Source organism: Paenibacillus sp. JQZ6Y-1 (genome assembly GCF_040719145.1).
GTDB classification, from domain to species: domain Bacteria; phylum Bacillota; class Bacilli; order Paenibacillales; family Paenibacillaceae; genus Saccharibacillus; species Saccharibacillus kandeliae.
The window spans coordinates 985,858-1,002,827 of the sequence record NZ_JBFDUZ010000001.1 but is presented as its reverse complement, the minus strand read 5'-3'; the positions used below and the strand labels follow the sequence as shown (position 1 = coordinate 1,002,827).

Annotated in this window: 17 protein-coding genes; 2 read left to right on the top strand and 15 right to left on the bottom strand. The window is 47.1% G+C overall.

Features of this window, described 5'->3' with window-relative positions; all coding sequences use genetic code 11:
• Nucleotides 1-102: 102 nt before the first annotated feature.
• The 13 genes from ABXR35_RS04390 to ABXR35_RS04330 form a co-directional block, all read right to left on the bottom strand.
• Entirely contained in the window at nt 103-597 is a 495-nt protein-coding gene (locus tag ABXR35_RS04390) for a DUF309 domain-containing protein (RefSeq protein ID WP_367055959.1), read from the bottom strand.
• Nucleotides 587-1,405 (bottom strand): GTP diphosphokinase, encoded by an 819-nt coding sequence (gene yjbM, locus ABXR35_RS04385; RefSeq protein WP_367055956.1) that lies wholly within the window; start codon nt 1,403-1,405, stop codon nt 587-589. The genes ABXR35_RS04390 and yjbM overlap by 11 nt, the downstream gene beginning before the upstream one ends.
• A gap of 41 nt (nt 1,406-1,446) precedes the next feature.
• Entirely contained in the window at nt 1,447-2,541 is a 1,095-nt protein-coding gene (locus ABXR35_RS04380; RefSeq protein WP_367055953.1) for a quinone-dependent dihydroorotate dehydrogenase, read from the bottom strand.
• 259 nt (nt 2,542-2,800) lie between these two features.
• The gene (locus tag ABXR35_RS04375) at nt 2,801-4,234 is read right to left on the bottom strand and encodes a L,D-transpeptidase (protein ID WP_367055950.1); all 1,434 of its coding nucleotides are present in this window, start codon (nt 4,232-4,234) and stop codon (nt 2,801-2,803) included.
• A gap of 353 nt (nt 4,235-4,587) precedes the next feature.
• Entirely contained in the window at nt 4,588-4,824 is a 237-nt protein-coding gene (locus ABXR35_RS04370; RefSeq protein WP_367055947.1) for a ferredoxin, read from the bottom strand.
• Nucleotides 4,825-5,054: 230 nt separating this feature from the next.
• Entirely contained in the window at nt 5,055-6,347 is a 1,293-nt protein-coding gene (locus tag ABXR35_RS04365) for a DNA polymerase IV (protein WP_367055944.1), read from the bottom strand.
• Nucleotides 6,348-6,529: 182 nt separating this feature from the next.
• Nucleotides 6,530-7,054: a DUF6756 family protein gene (locus ABXR35_RS04360; RefSeq protein WP_367055941.1), complete on the bottom strand. Its 525-nt coding sequence runs from the start codon at nt 7,052-7,054 to the stop codon at nt 6,530-6,532.
• Between the two features lie 53 nt (nt 7,055-7,107).
• Complete coding sequence (locus tag ABXR35_RS04355) at nt 7,108-7,572, bottom strand: hypothetical protein (protein WP_367055938.1); 465 nt, start codon at nt 7,570-7,572, stop codon at nt 7,108-7,110.
• A gap of 57 nt (nt 7,573-7,629) precedes the next feature.
• Complete coding sequence (locus ABXR35_RS04350; RefSeq protein WP_367055935.1) at nt 7,630-7,995, bottom strand: hypothetical protein; 366 nt, start codon at nt 7,993-7,995, stop codon at nt 7,630-7,632.
• 162 nt (nt 7,996-8,157) lie between these two features.
• The gene (locus ABXR35_RS04345; protein WP_367055933.1) at nt 8,158-9,021 is read right to left on the bottom strand and encodes a hypothetical protein; all 864 of its coding nucleotides are present in this window, start codon (nt 9,019-9,021) and stop codon (nt 8,158-8,160) included.
• Between the two features lie 32 nt (nt 9,022-9,053).
• Complete coding sequence (locus ABXR35_RS04340) at nt 9,054-10,673, bottom strand: HEAT repeat domain-containing protein (protein ID WP_367055930.1); 1,620 nt, start codon at nt 10,671-10,673, stop codon at nt 9,054-9,056.
• Nucleotides 10,674-10,785: 112 nt separating this feature from the next.
• Nucleotides 10,786-11,478, bottom strand: coding sequence for a metallophosphoesterase family protein (locus ABXR35_RS04335; RefSeq protein WP_367055927.1), 693 nt, complete (start codon nt 11,476-11,478; stop codon nt 10,786-10,788).
• Nucleotides 11,479-11,597: 119 nt separating this feature from the next.
• A complete protein-coding gene (locus ABXR35_RS04330; RefSeq protein ID WP_367055924.1) occupies nt 11,598-12,173 on the bottom strand; it encodes a hypothetical protein in 576 nt (191 codons plus the stop codon).
• 307 nt (nt 12,174-12,480) lie between these two features.
• Here ABXR35_RS04330 and cimA point away from each other — a divergent pair, with 307 nt between their 5' ends.
• Both cimA and ABXR35_RS04320 read left to right on the top strand, forming a co-directional pair.
• Nucleotides 12,481-14,100 carry a citramalate synthase gene (gene cimA / locus ABXR35_RS04325; RefSeq protein WP_367055921.1) on the top strand — a complete coding sequence of 540 codons (1,620 nt, stop codon included), beginning with the start codon at nt 12,481-12,483 and terminating at the stop codon, nt 14,098-14,100.
• A 342-nt stretch (nt 14,101-14,442) separates the two neighbouring features.
• Nucleotides 14,443-14,997, top strand: coding sequence for a M67 family metallopeptidase (locus ABXR35_RS04320; protein WP_367055918.1), 555 nt, complete (start codon nt 14,443-14,445; stop codon nt 14,995-14,997).
• Between the two features lie 126 nt (nt 14,998-15,123).
• Here the strand turns inward: ABXR35_RS04320 and ABXR35_RS04315 are convergent, their stop codons facing one another.
• Both ABXR35_RS04315 and ABXR35_RS04310 read right to left on the bottom strand, forming a co-directional pair.
• Entirely contained in the window at nt 15,124-15,855 is a 732-nt protein-coding gene (locus ABXR35_RS04315) for an exonuclease domain-containing protein (RefSeq protein WP_367055915.1), read from the bottom strand.
• Entirely contained in the window at nt 15,852-16,928 is a 1,077-nt protein-coding gene (locus ABXR35_RS04310) for a DUF294 nucleotidyltransferase-like domain-containing protein (protein WP_367055912.1), read from the bottom strand. The genes ABXR35_RS04315 and ABXR35_RS04310 overlap by 4 nt, the downstream gene beginning before the upstream one ends.
• Nucleotides 16,929-16,970 lie beyond the last annotated feature (42 nt).

Genomic DNA, 16,970 nt, shown 5'->3' with positions numbered 1-16,970 from the left:
AATCGTTTCGCCGAGGTATATTTTAGCACACTCCCGGCTGGAACGGTCTGCTCAAATGAAAAAGCCTGCCATCACGGCAAGCTTTTTCATAGACATTCTATTTTAACGCTCCGCGTCCGGCAGCTCTTTAGCTTTGGGTCCGCGTTCATATCCAGTACGCAGCGGTACATGAGCATGCACCTGCTGATCTGCTGCCTCCACTGCTTTTTGCAGCAATGGATCGGTAATGATAATCTCCAATGGGTAGAAGTCAAACGGCTCCTGCTCATATCGCTCTAATCGCTGCACATACAGCGATACATCCTCAATAAGACGCTTCAGGTCGATACCAAGTGTATGCTGCGGATACGCTTGCAGCTTATGCAGACTGCTGTTGAGCATTTTGATCGCACCAAGGCGTTTGTTATACAGATGATTGACCGTACCGTTACGAAAATGGAACAATCCGACTGCCACCTGCAACAATCCTTTGTATACTGGCTCGCTGTTCTTCTCTAACCACAGCTCCTCCAGCACCTCATGACACTCAAAATAATCCTGATCCCGATTAAAATAGATCAGGTACTGCACATACAGCTCGTCAAACTCATGAGTCATTGAGATCCCCATCTAGCAAACGTGCGCCGGATTTGCGCATTTTGCGTACAGCTTCACCCAGTTCCTTCAAGCCTTCAAAATCCTGCTTTTCCCATAGCTCGTTAAATTTCTGCTGACTTTCCAGCGCTTCGCTCACCTTATGCAGGAAATACAGTCGGTGAATTTCCTTGAGTACGCGCTGAACCAGATTCGCTTCATCCTCAAAGCTCTTTTGCGCGTCGAGAATATCTTCGCGAATACTGGACATTTCGTTATCCAGAATCATCGCCGCTTCTGCTGCCGTTTTCAGACGATCGCGAATCGGCTCTGGCAAGCTTTGACGGTATTTGTAATTGAGCGAGTGCTCAATCGTTGCCCAGAAATTCATCGCCAGTGTACGAATTTGAATCTCCGCTAGTACGATCTTTTGACCAAATGCGGTCTGTACCGGATATTCGGCGATCATATGGAAGCTTCGATAACCGCTGTCCTTGAAGTTGGTAATATAGTCTTTCTCATATAAAACAGTCAAATCCTTACGGGCGCGAATGTACTGCGCAACCCAGCGGATATCCTCTACAAACTGGCACATGATACGGATGCCTGCGATATCTTCAATTCCTGTGTCAAGCTGATTCATCGGAACATCCAAGCGTTTTGCTTTATCGATAATGCTGGATATTTTTTTGACGCGTCCGGTTACAAATTCAATCGGTGCATACTCTTCCCGCTTTTTCAGTTCTGCACGCATCGTTTTGAATTTGACCTTCAATTCTTCAACCGCTTGTTCATAGGGAAGCAAGAATAATTCCCAGTCTCTGTCATCCATGTTCATGCCTCCTCAGTGTATGACCTGTCTGTTTGAATTCTTCAACGATGAGCCGCACCCACCGCTTCCGAAATATGTGCAAATCCATCGCGCTGCATCAGCTCGCGGATTCCGTTATGAAGTGTCCGTGTCACCTGTGGTCCTTCATAAATAAATGATGTATAAATCTCTACCAGACTGGAGCCTGCCTTTATTTTATCATAAGCATCCTGTGCTGAGAAAATACCCCCGCACCCAATAATCGGCAGCTTACCGCCAGTCTGACGATATACGCGGGAAATGATCTCGGTCGAGCGTTCCGTCAGTGGTCCTCCACTCAAACCGCCTGTTTCGCCAGCACTGGAATGAGTCAATCCATCGCGCGATAATGTGGTATTGGTCGCAATCAGACCAGCTGCACCGCTCTGGGTAATGGTCTCTACCATATACTCCAGTTCGGAATCGCTCACGTCTGGGGCGATTTTGACGAGTACCGATTTGAATGAGCCATGCTTGCGCTGCTGATCGGACATTTCTTCCATTACCTCGGCAAGCAGCTCCTTCAGCTCGTTGCCATGCTGCAAATTGCGCAGATCGGGCGTATTCGGTGAACTGATATTCACCACGAAGAAATCGGCATACGGGTACAGCGTGCGAATGCATGCCTTGTAATCGCTTGCCGCCTGATCATTTGGCGTTACTTTGTTTTTACCGATGTTAACAGCAATTGGAATCGAATGAGACGGTAGACGCTTCAGACGTCCTGCCATCACTTCGGCACCATCGTTGTTGAAGCCCATCCGGTTGATCAGCGCACGATCAGATGGCAGGCGAAACAAGCGCGGCTGCTCGTTGCCGGGCTGTGGTTTCGGCGTTACCGTTCCGACTTCCATAAATCCAAAGCCCGCCGATGACAGACCGCTGACAGCCTGCGCATTTTTATCCAAACCTGCCGCAAGTCCAACCGGACCTGGAAACGTAATACCGAACAATTCGGTTGTCATATCCGGTGTACTGTCAATGCCATACATCGACTGCATCGCAGACAGTGTGCCCGGTATACGTACGCCGGCACCCAATCCGCCAATAACCAGATGATGCGCCTTTTCCGGGTCCATCCGAAACAGCACAGGTTTGAAAAGATTACGGTATAACAATGTGTATTCACTCCGTTCCTGGCATAGGCCTCAAGCCCTGATGCGTAAGATTTTGCATGTCGTTATCCTTCATGGTCATGCAAAATGATTCTCTACCTTAGTTTATCCTGTTCTGCGGCAAAAGAAAAGCGATCTTCTGCTTTTGAGAAGACCGCTTTTCTGATACTGCTGTTTCATAGGGTAGAACACTTATACATGTGGTCAGACCATTTTTATGCCCTATTTTATAAAAAGAGCGAACAACAATCCGTCTTCGTCTCTAGTTCAACCAGTGATACGTGCGACTTGGATCGGTCTGATTCTGAGTCGGCTTCTTCGTGCTCGTATAGCGCTTCTGCGGAACAGATACATCATCAGGCAATACATCATTTGTAATCGTCACCTTCGTACCGAGGGGAGCCATATCAAACAACTCCTCCACATCTGCCTTGCTCATACGCACACAGCCCAGCGACTCATCCGCACCGATGCTATCCGGTTCATTCGTCCCGTGAATCGCATAATTCGTATCAGACAATTGCATACCCCGACTTCCAAATTCACCGTTGGACTTACCATTGGGATCGATCACCTTGATCGACAAGCGGAATGTACCAGTAGGCGTATGATGACCGCCCAATCCGACAGGATAATTGCGCAGTAAAATCGAGCCACTAACCAATCCCAGCCGATGATTTTTCTTATCCACGATAATTTCCAATGGCTTTGTAAAATAAGGATGGTTGCCCAGCGTGGACGCAAACAGCTTCTGTGTATCCCCGCTAAATCCTTGCTCCGGCATCATCGCTGAATCATCCAATGGATATGGCTGAAGGGCTGAAAATGACGTATCCATTGCCTGAGTCGTACCGGACAGCCAATTGACAGGGAATGAACGATCCAGCTGTCCAAGCGCCGTTGGTAGCTGCCCACTGGTTGTTTGGTAATTTGCCAGCGCAGTCTGCATAACAGCAAGCTGCTCCTGCTGCTGCATCCAGCTCGCAGCTTGATGGGCAGTGCCCGCAGGCTGTCCAGGCTGACACCGACAAGCCTTGGCATTGTAGGATTGCACATCAATTTGTCCCGGTTTATCTCCCTCTGCTAATGTATACGCGACTGGCAACGTATGCTTCCACAGCAGCCATTGACCGGATTGCTCCATACCTAGTACAGCTGCCAGCTTCGGTTGCGTATCGTGAACCTGCTGAGCGATATACTGCGATAATCCATCACCCGCCGAACTACTACCTGCTGCCATCGCTGCCGCTGTAAAGCTAATCGGCGCATGATAACCCGGCGGTGTCTGATCCGCTTCCGCCTGCTCTCCTCCCGAAGTCTGCGCCAAATCGCTACTAGAGGATGAAGCACCGTTCGATACCTGTGCAGTCTGGCTGTCATCCGCAGCAGGCAATCCAACCGACCGCATCGTCAGTAAAAATAGCAGCAGTACACCAAGCATCACATTACGCCTACGCCGAATTTTCCGCTCGCGCACACGGGCAACCTGCATCACCTCGGCTTCATACTGCTTTAGCACATCTGCCGGAATCTGGCTTTGCTCAAACGCTTCGTAAATGTCCCCTGCACGATTGTAACAATAATTCGCTTTGCCCATCTGACCGTCGGATTCGTATTCCTTGCCCAGCAGGTACCAACCCATCCGGTTATCGGGATGCATTTTGACATAACGTTTTAAGTAAAGTAGGTTTTTCATGTGTTTCCCGGACGGTGGTCCGAATCTCCTTCCCTGCCTATTGTTCTTTTGGCAATGATTATGTATGTTGTAGAAAACACGTAAACACGTGTAGCATTGCCGACAAAACGTCCATTATCTTCTTTATCGGTCAATCTTATCGTTTTGACGATAGATAGACTGTAGGGCTGAGGCATCAAATTCTGCTTGCAATATAACGCAATTTTTCAGAAATACGAAATGAGAATAAGCTGATTTTCACAATTTTATCGTATGATCAAAAAAAGCGTCTTTCCCCAATCATGGGAAAAACGCTTTTCTCTTCTGCTTAACATCAATATCTTCAATGGACCGTTGAAGGTATCGTATGGATCTTACTCTGCGAATGGCTCGTCTTCTACACGAATCGAATCGGTTGGACAACCGTCGCAAGCATCTACCATATCTTCGTACATGTCTTCTGGGATAGCAGTAACACCGCGGTTGTTATCGCCGCCGAAAATCACTTCTGCCAAACCCTCATCATCGTAGTCATAGATATCAGGAGCCGTTGCTCCGCATGCGCCACAAGCGATGCATGTATCTTTATCTACCCAAGTATATTTACTCATCTGTATATCCTCCCATCATTGCTTTCCAGTTGTCTATTTATGTGACACCCAGTCTGTACAGATAATCAAAATATAATACAAAGCACGCATAATTTCAAATACATTCCACATAACAGCTAGTCATCGCAACTGGATATGCCGCATAAAACAGCCTTGTTTTGTCTGTATTTTAAATTTTACCCTTTCCGCTAACAGCTTAAACGCCACGATAAGGACAGACTGTACCATGCTTATTCCTCTTCATGCTCAAACCGTCGTCCATCTCGCTGCAATGATGTTCCTCTAATCTTATGATTACGAATCAGTACAGACGGATCATTGCCCAGCATACCGGCAGTAAGCACGGCATTCTCACCGAATTTGTCACGAAGCTGATCAATAATATGCGTCAGCTCCTGCTTTTGCGGCTGGCGCTCGTAATCGAATAGATCGAGCTGAATAGCCGCTTCATCGCGTGGCAGTAAATTTTGCAGGGTTACGCCGAGCAGACGTACCGGTCCACGACCAAGCCAGTGACGTGTATATAGCTCACATGCCTCATGGTATACTTCCTCAGCGGTATCTGTTGGCACCGGCAATGCTCGTGAGCGGGTAATCGTCTTCATATCCGGTGTTCGAATTGTAATCTGGATCGTATGTGCCATTAGCTTTTGACGTCGCATACGTCTACATACCTGATCGCTCAAATTAAGCATCACGCGCCGAATATCGTCCATATCCTGAATATCGGCAGGCAGTGTGGTCGTGTGACCGACCGATTTGTTCGGCTCATTGTCCGGCTCAACCAGCGAATGATCAATTCCGTTTGCCGCCTGCTTGAGCCAACTGCCCATTACACCAAAGCGTGCCTTCAATCGCGCTTCATCTGCCGCCGCCAGCTGTCCAAGGGTACGAATGCCCATCTCGCGCAGCTTAGCTGCCGTTTTCTGACCGATGCCGAATAATTCTGCGCATGGCTGATCCCAGAGCAGACGTGGTACATCACGAATACGCAGAATAGAGATTCCGTTCGGTTTTTTCATGTCTGATGCCATTTTGGCAAGCAGCTTGTTGGGTGCTACACCAACTGAGCAGGGCAGCCGCAACTCGTCGCGAATCCGATTTTGCAGCTCAGTAGCGATCTCCATCGGTGTTCCGAACTGACTTGAACCGGTAATATCAAGATAACATTCGTCGATGGAGGTAGCTTGCAGCAGAGGGGTATAGCTGTAGGCAATATTCATAAACGCGGATGAATACTTGCGATACAGAGTGAAATCAGGCGATATGAGCGTCAGCTTGGGACACTTTTGCAGCGCTTGTCCGACTAGCATTCCTGTTTTGACACCGACCCGTCGTGCTTCATAGGAGGCTGTCACTACAATACCGCGCCTGAGTTCCACGCTGCCTGCCACTGCTGTCGGCTTGCCAGCATACTTCTCAGGCTCTTCCGCAGCATGCACCGAGCAGTAAAAGGCATTCATATCCACATGCAAAATCACTCGTCCGCGTGTCGGATAGTAGCCGCTGGTATCCTCCTTCATGTCTTCCCCTCCTGTCCGTTTCCAGCTCATTCATCAGCGGCATATCTTTTTCTTTTGATTAGATGGTGATCTCTTCCAATAACCCGTTCCCTAATCACATAGCGAATATGTGTTCTATTTTATTATAAAAAAAGAACAGTCATCTGACAATGACCATTCCGTTGATCTGATGTGAAGAAGGTTTATCGCTTTTTACGTTTGCTCAATGAGATCATATTGCTTACAACTGGTTCGCCTTTTCCATACAAAAAACCTTCCTGAGTTTCAGCCAGTATCCAGTTATATTTTTTAGAGGCAATCATATAATTATACAGTGCTGCTTCATGAATGATTCGATACACTGCATCCACGTATCCTTCGTATAGCCAATACTCTTTCCGTCCATATGAACCTTCTTCTGCTAATAACACGACCTTATCGTGAGAGGGGATAATAAAATTCAAGTCGTCAAGGTAATTCTCACCAGCATACAATACTTCATAGTCTTCTTCCCAATATTTCCAACATTGATATAACGTTCTTCCATCAGGATACACACCACGAGGTACAAATATTTGTGATAATTGATGATATACTGATTGCCACTCCAATTTGCCAAATTCATGGAATTGTTCATACTTAATGTTATTTTCCTTACGAACACTTTCAATAGCACTTCTGGTCATATGGATATGATTGTTTGCGCGAAGTCTTCTTGAGTAGCTCATATTCTCCTCCAAGACTTATCTTTTCTAACTCCATTATTGCTCTACATATTCAATTACAATGTATATGATTCATTAGACTGACTATTTAGGTCTGTATGCAATTTCAATGTATAACTTCGACAACCGATCTTGAATACATCATCATACGTATACAACACAAAATGACGCATTTCTTGCAATTCTGGTTTACCTTCTTCTCTAGCTGAGCGTAGTAACGGTGAATCGGTATATTCTACCCAGTTCGAATGTTCTATCGGTCCTTCCATGTTCTCAGAATCCTCCATGTCGTCCAAAGCAAAGTGCAAATCCAGTTCCGTCGCGCGGAAATAATATACACCTTCAAATGTCAGCTGATACGGTACAAACTTCTCTGTATCGCTTTCGCTCCCAAGCTCTCCATTCAATGAACCTTCCAACAACAATTTGCGACGATCATATTGGTAATGCACCTGATCCACATAGATCGCATCGCGACCGTACATTAATCCCAATGGTGTTGTGACTGCTTTTGATTTCATCTGATTCTCCTTCTTTCTATGTAAACGATACACTTGCTACCTACTCATGCTATCCTGCTAATATTCCAATCGCTCTGCATCAGGAGCATACTCTGCCAGAGTAGAATCCATCACTTCTAGCATATCTGCCGCTTGCTTACCACCAATATGAAACAATATATACAGTTCTACTTGTCCCGGCGTATCCGTCGCTGACTGTGCCTCTCTATCTGGCAATTGTAGCTGTACTTCCAGCACCTCAGGCCACTTCGCTTCCTTGTCGTTCCATACCGCAAACCCAGCCTCATCCTTTTCCAAACGATACTGCTGTCCCACGTTATGAATCAGTCGCTCATACCAGACATCTAGCAACTGTCTTGCCGTATCTTCGGCGCTTTGACCATTATCCTGTTCGTTTACAGTGACTCCGTATTCCCAGCCCATCTGCAACCTCCCCTTTATCTTTTCATTCCTCCACTCAATGGGTACACAAGCCATCGGCAAATCTCTTCCTGACTATTGCCGATAGCTGCCCAATTGATGTTCCCCATCACCAACTTCATGTATGATTCAACAGCGGCTTTTAGATACGACGATTGCTTTTATCTACGACAATTGGGATTGGATACTTGTCAATAATCGATCTGCATAAGTAAACACACGCTCATAAAAGATAGTCGGATCGCGATATACCAGAAGCTGCCGCTCCACTTCCCGAATACGCTCTAGCAAGGATTCACTATACTGCTCATTGCCTTCTACCCGTTCTCGCCTTTGCTGCATTTGAAGTGGTGTAATTAGCTGGGCATCCTGCTGCAAACCAAGCGCATGTAGCATCGGCAACAACTCATATTCACGTTCACCGATATTATGCAATAATCCAAGCAAGCCATTCATTTGCAATTCAATATCGTAATCCAACACCAGCAGCAATTGCCGCATCGATGGCGCAAGCTGCTTCCAATGGGTAGATATCCATTCCGCATGTGGCGGCTCATACATGGTATCTGCTAATTGCTGTGTCCATTGCTCCCCATTCTCCGTTCCCTCCTGCGGTAACAGCGCATCGTAGGTAATATAGGTACGCTTCTCACCAGAATAGGGAAAAGGATATAGTCGCGCTTCCATAATCGTTTGCCGAGATTGGGCATCTAGCTGTTGCCACGAGCGACCTTCGGACGCATATTCCAGCTCCAGACGATCTGCCACAAACTGCTCCGCCTGCGGGTTCACACGATTATAAAAATGACAAGTCTGCTCTGCAAGCGGTCCTTTTTCCAGCGTTTTACCCAGCAGGCTATTCAATGAGATACTGCCTGCATACAAATTCGCTTCGCTATCCAAACAATCGAACTTCAGATAAGCCAATGCTTTACGCAGCGCGATAATTTCACCATGCGTCAGCTCCAAAGTAGTCAATACCTCGCCCTCTTCTGGCTGCTGGCGATATCGATTGATATCATTGTCCATCCTTGAATCCTTCCTTTCGCCCTCACGTATGTTCAGGACATGATCATCCAGCGCAGCATATGTGCTTTATTGCTGTCCATTCGGCGCTCACATGCCTTTAGCTTGTCCAGCAAATGATCTGCCGTCTCGCCGGACGGTCGCATATGGAATCCCCGATTGGATTGATGAATCCAGCGATTCAGCTGATGCCCGGCTGCTTGTCGAATCCATGATAATGTCTCTTGGTTTAAAATATCCAACAGCATATCCAGCTGCTCCCAGCGCTCATATGCAGGCAACAAACGGAACAAATTACGATGCACATGACGAGGGTGCTTTTCCAACAATCCGTGCAGCCATTCTTCGCGATTCAACAAATAAATATGCCGCTGAATCGCAGGTACCGCCTCACGCGAAATCCCTGGCTGCGGATCAAACAGTGCAGCACGAAGCACATGCCCATACGAGCGAATATCCAGCCGTGCCAGTCCACGAATGACCGCTTTGCGTACAGCTACCTCTGGATGATTCCTCTCCTCGGCGATCACCTCAGCATCCTCCGCCTGTCCCGTTTCGCCCAATCCATATAGAGCGGCAGCTAATTGGAAAGGATACGCCTCCTCATTCCAGATCATATCGAGATAAAATTCCACTAGATTCAGCGGCTGCACGCGGCTTATACACCGCCGAGCCACTTCTCGTACTACTGCATTCCGATCTAGCAAAGCGCTCTGCACATAAGGTACCGCCTGCTCGGGGAATCCATCGGACAGCTGTTCCAGCGCCTCCCGCCGAACAGGTGGAAATGAATCGTGACGCATATATTCCAATGCAGATAGCAGACTGTCACCTTGCAGCTGCTGCGACACCTGCCGCGCTGCCCAGATGCGAATGGAGCTGTCACTGTCTTGAAGCGCCCATTGTAGCAGTTGCTCTGTATCCAGATGATCACATGGCAATCCAAGCTGGAAGCAGAACCGCCGAATATACGGTTCTTCTGCCTGCATGCCTGCTTGAAGCGCAGTGGCACATTCCGGGCGACGCAGCAGCTCATAGATCGCTTCGATCAGGGCATCATACCGCTCCCGATGCTCACGACCACAATCGACTAGACGCTGCACCAACGCAATATTTTGAATAAAAATATCGGCATTATGCTCATGAATACGCTGTTGCAGCGCTTTGTACGCTCGGAAACGAATGCTGGATACCCAATCATTCGTACGGATAAGCAAAAAGGGGATTTCAGAGCCATCGCGATTCAGCACCATACGTTTGACCGCCGCTTCACGTACATAGCCATCTCGGTGGAAGCTAGCCATGATCCACTTCACTGGATGCACACTCTGCCCCCAGCTTGCCATCGTTGCAGTCGTTAGCTGGGTCCAACGTCGATTGTTTTCACGGTACGCATAGGGCAGATGCTCACGCATTTGTTCACTTAGCCATACCAGCTCATTGGGCGGGCAGCGACGCAGCAAATCGCTAATCGTATTTTCCGCTGTCATCTCCAGCATTTGATCATCACTGCTCAGAAACGGCACCAGATATGGAATCACCGCATATTCGCCGGAACGTTGGATCAATTCCAACCATTTGCTATTTTGCAGCTTATAGAGCTTGTTCAGGCAAACCGCTACCTGCTTGGATAATTCTCTTCCCGCTCGTGCCATGATTCATTCCCCCTCCGTCGTCTGCCTCACCCAATCCAACCCTTGTTCAAAAATGGGCGCAAAGCAAATGCAACCTTCGTTCATGATGTACAGCTATCTATTTATAGACACTTTATATCTGAATGAGATTGTGATAAATCAATTGCTGATGATCCGATACCTTTACATCCTTATGAAAATGACCAAACCACCATTGCTTATAATGTAAATGCTCCTGTATATATTGGAAATAATCGTGCATCTGATCTGGTACCACATCGGTATCATAATGCTGCCTGATCCAGTCTAGACTTTGTCGGGAACAGGTATGGGTAATCACATAATCGACCTGCCAATTACGGCACTGTAGCTCCTGTAATCCGTGCTCATATTCCTCTTCGGATGGCATTTCGCGCGCCCACCAGCTTTTGCCTTCTTTGCGATATTCTCGATCATGAGACGCCGCACCACCAAATGTAAAAAATGTTTTCCCTTCAATCTCGTATACTTGTCCACGCATTAAATGCAGCACACTATCATTAATCCTACGAACACTACCACCATTCCATTGCTCCACTGGGAATTGTTCCAGCAGATCAAAATTCTCATGATTGCCATCGATAAACAAGGTGGTAAATGGCTTGGTTTTATGTAACCATTTCAACCAGAACTGATCTTCCTTATCCAGATTCCATACCATTCCAAAATCTCCGGCAATGATGACATAATCTGCTTTGGTCATATTCTTTTGCTGTGGGAACTGACGGGTGTTCAACCGCTTATTCAAGCCAGGCACACCATGAACATCTCCAGTGATATAGATCATCCGTATCCCTACTTTTTACATCAAAGTATACCTGTACATTTTTGGAAGCACAACCGAAATCCATCTATACAAAAAGACAGACCCTGTTATCAGGACCTGCCTTGTGTGCAATATCGAATTCAACGCTCTGTAGATGTCGATTCCACCAGCTCCGCCTTAATTTTGCCACAGAAAAAGCTGCCAGAAAGTCCTTGTGCCGCTTCAATATCAACCACCAGATCAGTCACCTCGTACCGAAAATCAATCTCTGCAATTACATTCAGCCGTGCATCTGGCGGGGAAAATTCAATATCAAATGCCTCTAGAAAAGTCAGCTTCACATCATGTCGTATTTCGGGGTCAGGCAATTCAATCGTTAGCTCCACCTGATCCTTGCCTACATCATAGCCGACAATAATTCCCTTTTCAAAGTCAGGAAAATATCCCAGCTGCTCAATAATTTCGCGACTTCCCTCAATCGAAACGGTTGGCGAGAATGCGAGTTGAATCACCGCCTCTTTCCCCCATTCCAACTGCTCGTCGCTAATATACAGCGTAATCCGCTTGTCTTCCAGCTGTCGTACACTGCCTACGACATAATCGCCTGCTTGCACCATCACGATGTCATGCAGATCGAATGGCAGTGGCTTTTCCAGCGTATAGTCGATGGTATACAGATTACCATTACGCTCGACATGTTCAATTCCGATTTTCATAGGATGATTCCTCCGTTGTTTACATGATCCTGTTTCATTTTACCAGAATGCGCCTTACGATGCGCAATGATCTGACTAACGCTATTCTCTGAATATTTTCCTCACTATACCGCTAGTCATGTCATGATCATTGGCATGATGCACAAAGAATGAACGAATTTTTGCGGCTGATTACGGCAAAATTATCGTATACCTTACATAGACTCCAATGATATAATAACCAATTATACTTAAAATTAATGCACCTATGACAACTGTATATGAATGTTCATGAATCTTGGTCCAATGTAAAGGGGGATTCCGCAACATGTCCAAATCCATATCGATTTTCGACACGACGTTACGGGACGGTACGCAGGGCGAAGGAATCAGCTTATCCGCTGATGACAAGCTAAAAATCGCCAAAAAGCTCGATGAGCTTGGTGTTCATTACATCGAAGGCGGTATTCCGGGTAGCAATGGTAAGGATATCGAGTTTTTCAAACGGGTTCAGCAGTTGGGGCTGAACGCGAAGATTACCGCTTTTGGCAGTACGCGCCGCAAAGGTAGTGTTGCCCATGAAGATGCCAATCTACAACGAATGATCGAATCCGGCGCACAAGCAGCCACATTGGTAGGGAAATCATGGGATTTCCATGTGCATACTGCCCTGCAAACGACGCTGGAAGAGAATCTGGCGATGATCGCCGATTCGATCTCCTTTTTGAGGCAACAGCAGATGGAAGTTATTTTTGATGCCGAGCACTTTTTTGACGGCTACAAAAACAATCCAGAATATGCGCTGTCCGTACTCCGGTCTGCCCATGAAGCAGGTGCACAGTGGCTGACGCTATGTGATACCAACGGTGGTACACTGCCACATGAAATTTATGAAATCGTATCCAGTCTGCGACTGGAGCTAGGTGGGGCTGGCATCGGTATTCATACGCACAATGATTGCGAGCTGGCAGTTGCCAATACGCTTAGCGCTGTTCAAGCAGGAGCACGTCAAGTACAAGGAACATTGAACGGTTATGGCGAACGCTGTGGCAACGCCAACCTCTGCTCCATTTTGCCAAATTTGCAGCTTAAAATGGATTATGACTGTATATCCACCGCGCAGCTTGCTCAATTGACCAATACCGCTCGTTATGTAAGCGAGATTGCCAATGTGCATATGCCGGTCAATCAGCCGTATGTTGGTAATGCCGCGTTTGCCCATAAGGGTGGCATTCACGTCTCTGCGATTTTGCGCGATTCGCGTACGTATGAGCATATTGAGCCAGAACAGGTTGGGAATAAGCAACGCATTCTTGTTTCCGAGCTGGCAGGACAGAGCAATATCCTGTCCAAAGCAAAAGAAATGAATCTAGACCTCAATCCAGAAAAAGAAGAAACCAAGCAGATCATCGGCAAAATCAAAGATTTGGAGCATCAGGGCTACCAATTTGAAGGCGCAGATGCTTCGCTGGAATTACTGCTGCGGGAAGCGAATGGGGAGACATCCGAATGGTTTGTATTTGAATCGTTCAAGATGCTTGTCGAGAAAAACGCTGGTTCTGCCGTCGTTTCCGAAGCCTTTGTCAAAATCCGCATTGGCGGTGAGAGCATCTATACCGCAGCGGAAGGCAATGGTCCAGTCAATGCGCTGGATAACGCACTGCGCAAAGCACTGATTCAGTGTTTTCCCAACCTACGCGAAATGCATCTGTCTGACTATAAAGTACGGGTGTTGGACGAAGCGGATGCGACTGCTTCCAAGGTTCGTGTATTGATCGAATCGAAAAACCTGCAAAGTACATGGAGTACCGTTGGCGTCTCTGCTAACGTAATCGAAGCGAGCTGGGAAGCATTGGTTGATAGTATTCGCTACGCATTGCTTGGTCAGCAATTGCCTGAAGCATCTAGCGGAACTGCTGCTACATCGCAGGGAATCGTCAATCATTAAACGAACAGTTGGCTATATTCAGGTGAATGAATGGATTTCGATGAGCGTATAATGAGCATAATCTGAATGTTGATGCCCCAAAGTCTGTGTACCATACAGACTTTGGGGTTATTTATCTTCCAAAAGCTGTGGTATTTTCAAAAGCTATGGTACATTTTGATATAGCAGTATTTAAACGTTCATCATCTCATTGTTTAAACGTTATTCATCTCATTTCGTCTATTAGATCTCATTTCACTGAATGGAATGTCAGATAAAGCGTAGTTCTTACCAACGATCCATATCCATAAAAAAGAGGCTGTCCATCAGAATGGATAGCCTAAGTAGAGAGAGGGTAGTACGTTGTCGCAGCTTTCCAATGATCTAAGAAGGTCAGCCATTATTATCGCACCATCTGCATACGACGCATTGGTACAACATATGACTTCTTCTCCAACCGCGGAAGTCTGCGGGGTATTGCTCGGTACAAAAGCAGCGGGTGGTACACAGATTCATTCATACCGAAGTCTGCGTAACGTCGCACCTGACCCGCTGCATCATTTTGCGCTTGATCCGCAAGAATGGATTCATTGCTGTTATCAGGAGCGTGAACTACTGGGACTGTTTCATTCCCATCCAATGACCCCTGCCCTTCCATCCATCGCGGATCTACAACAGCTGCCCGAATTTGCCGCGATGCTCTCGGTTTATCTGATCGGCACACTTTTACCATCACCACTCCATAACGATCATATCAAGCATAACGACTGCCCAGATCAACGCCAAGCTAACCAAGCTGATTTGTCTATCATCCCTATTAACGCCTATTACATTCAGAAGCAGCTTTCACCCTCTGCTGCTCCTGCTCCTTCTTATCATTTACAATCAGCGCAACTGAATATTAGTGATCCTTTCTAAAATGGACGATATAGCATAAGCCGCTACATCGTCCATCTTCTGTGCCGCTAACACTCCCGCTTATTTCAAACTATTCTGCCTAATCATCACGAGCAAATCCCTGTAACCGTACAGCAAACGTAATAATCAGAAATTGCTCAAACACGAATACAGATCCTCCAGCGTATCCACCTGCTTGTGACGCATGAGACGAAGATATTCCTGCCATAATCCTGCTGTCATCCGAGCATCCTCCAGCGCATGGTGCCTTACTGTGACCGGGATCTGGGCTTCTTCCAGCACCTCGTCTAATCCGTAACTACCAAGTGAAGGCTTGAGCCAGCGGGCAATCATCATCGTATCCAGAATACGGTGTGTTAACTGGATTTTGGATGTTTTCCACAATGCTGCATTCAAAAAAGCCTTGTCATGCCCTGTTCCATGCGCAACCAATACAGACCGCTCAGCAAATGCCATAAAATCATGCAGTCCGTCAATAAGAGAAGGCGCTCCATTTACCATATCCTGGGTAATACCAGTCAACGACGTAATATTATCCGGTACCTGAACCTTGGAATTAACAAGGGTATAAAATTCATCTACCTGCTCATTACCTACCATCTTCACTGCGCCAAAAGATAAAATCTCGTCGCCATGCTGGGGATGAAACCCCGTCGTTTCCAGATCGAAAACGACGGTTTCCAGCCGACTCAGCGGATAATGCAGCACTTCCGGGCGACGCTGCTCGCGTGATAGCGAACGAATAAAAGCCATCTGCTGTGCAGACGGTGCGCCAACAATAGAAGCAATCGCCGACGGTACGCCGCCATTACGTAAACTTCTCCAAAAGCCACTTCCCGTCTTTGCAGGGTCTTTCATAAGCGTCTCCTTTCCAGAAAGCGCAGCTGCCGTTGCAGCACGCGATGTGCTTTTTTAACGATTCCCAGACTTTCTCTTAACTCATGGAAAAACGGCTTTTGCCGCCAATCTTTTTGCAGCATAAATCCACTGCTCTCGTACAATCCACCATCAATCTCGCGTATCGGTGTGGAATTGCGCATCCGTAACGAAGTGCGGAACGCATCCTGCATCATTTCCAGCAACGCCAGCGAAGCCGCTTCCAGCTGAATCAGACGTTCCAATCGCTTCAACGTTGATGATTCGCGAATGCCATTTTGCAAGGCTAGAAAACGCGAAGCATTCACCAGCGGAATATAGATACCATATTTTACATCAAAATCACCAGCATGCTCGCCAAATCGCTCCGGCACAATCTGTCCCAGTACATTCAGCGTCGCTTTATGCCGAACCGTATTACGTAAAATGGCTGCCGACAGCTCTGGCGTTTCTTGTAATCCGTCATAGAAATGATGAATCCAGCGCTGCGATAGCTGTTCATCTCCTGCTATATGACGCATATCCGAAGCGATAATCCAATTACGTACCGGCTCCCAGCTTAGCTCCTGCCGCCATTCGTCCAGCTGTGCCTGCCATTGTTGAAGCGTTTTGCGCCATAGCGGCTCTGAGCACATAACCTTACCCTGACATTTCTCATAGCCCAGTTGCTCCAACATATCGGCAAGTGCACTGCCAAACGCTTGAAAATAACGTTCTTTTTGCTCATGCTGTTCATCGCTGATGATCAGACCGTTATCCTGATCACTCCATAATGTCTGTTCCAATCTCCCCGCGCTGCCGAAAACAATAAATGAATATGCAACAGGAGGCGGACCGTAGCCCGCCTCAAGCAATTGTTGTTCACAAATTGTCACTGCCTGTTGCATAATCGCATCGTGCATCTCATTGACCGTTTTGACCCATTCCCGAATGTCGGTATCCGGCAAGGATGTATACAGCTGTTGCTGAATGACGATGCGCTTCTGTTTGAGTGCCTCCGGAGAATGGGCTTCCGTCAGCTCAAGCAAGGGAAGATGGAGTGAAGGCTTCTTCATCGGCTTCATCCCCCGGCACATGTAGTCTGCTTGCACAATGTT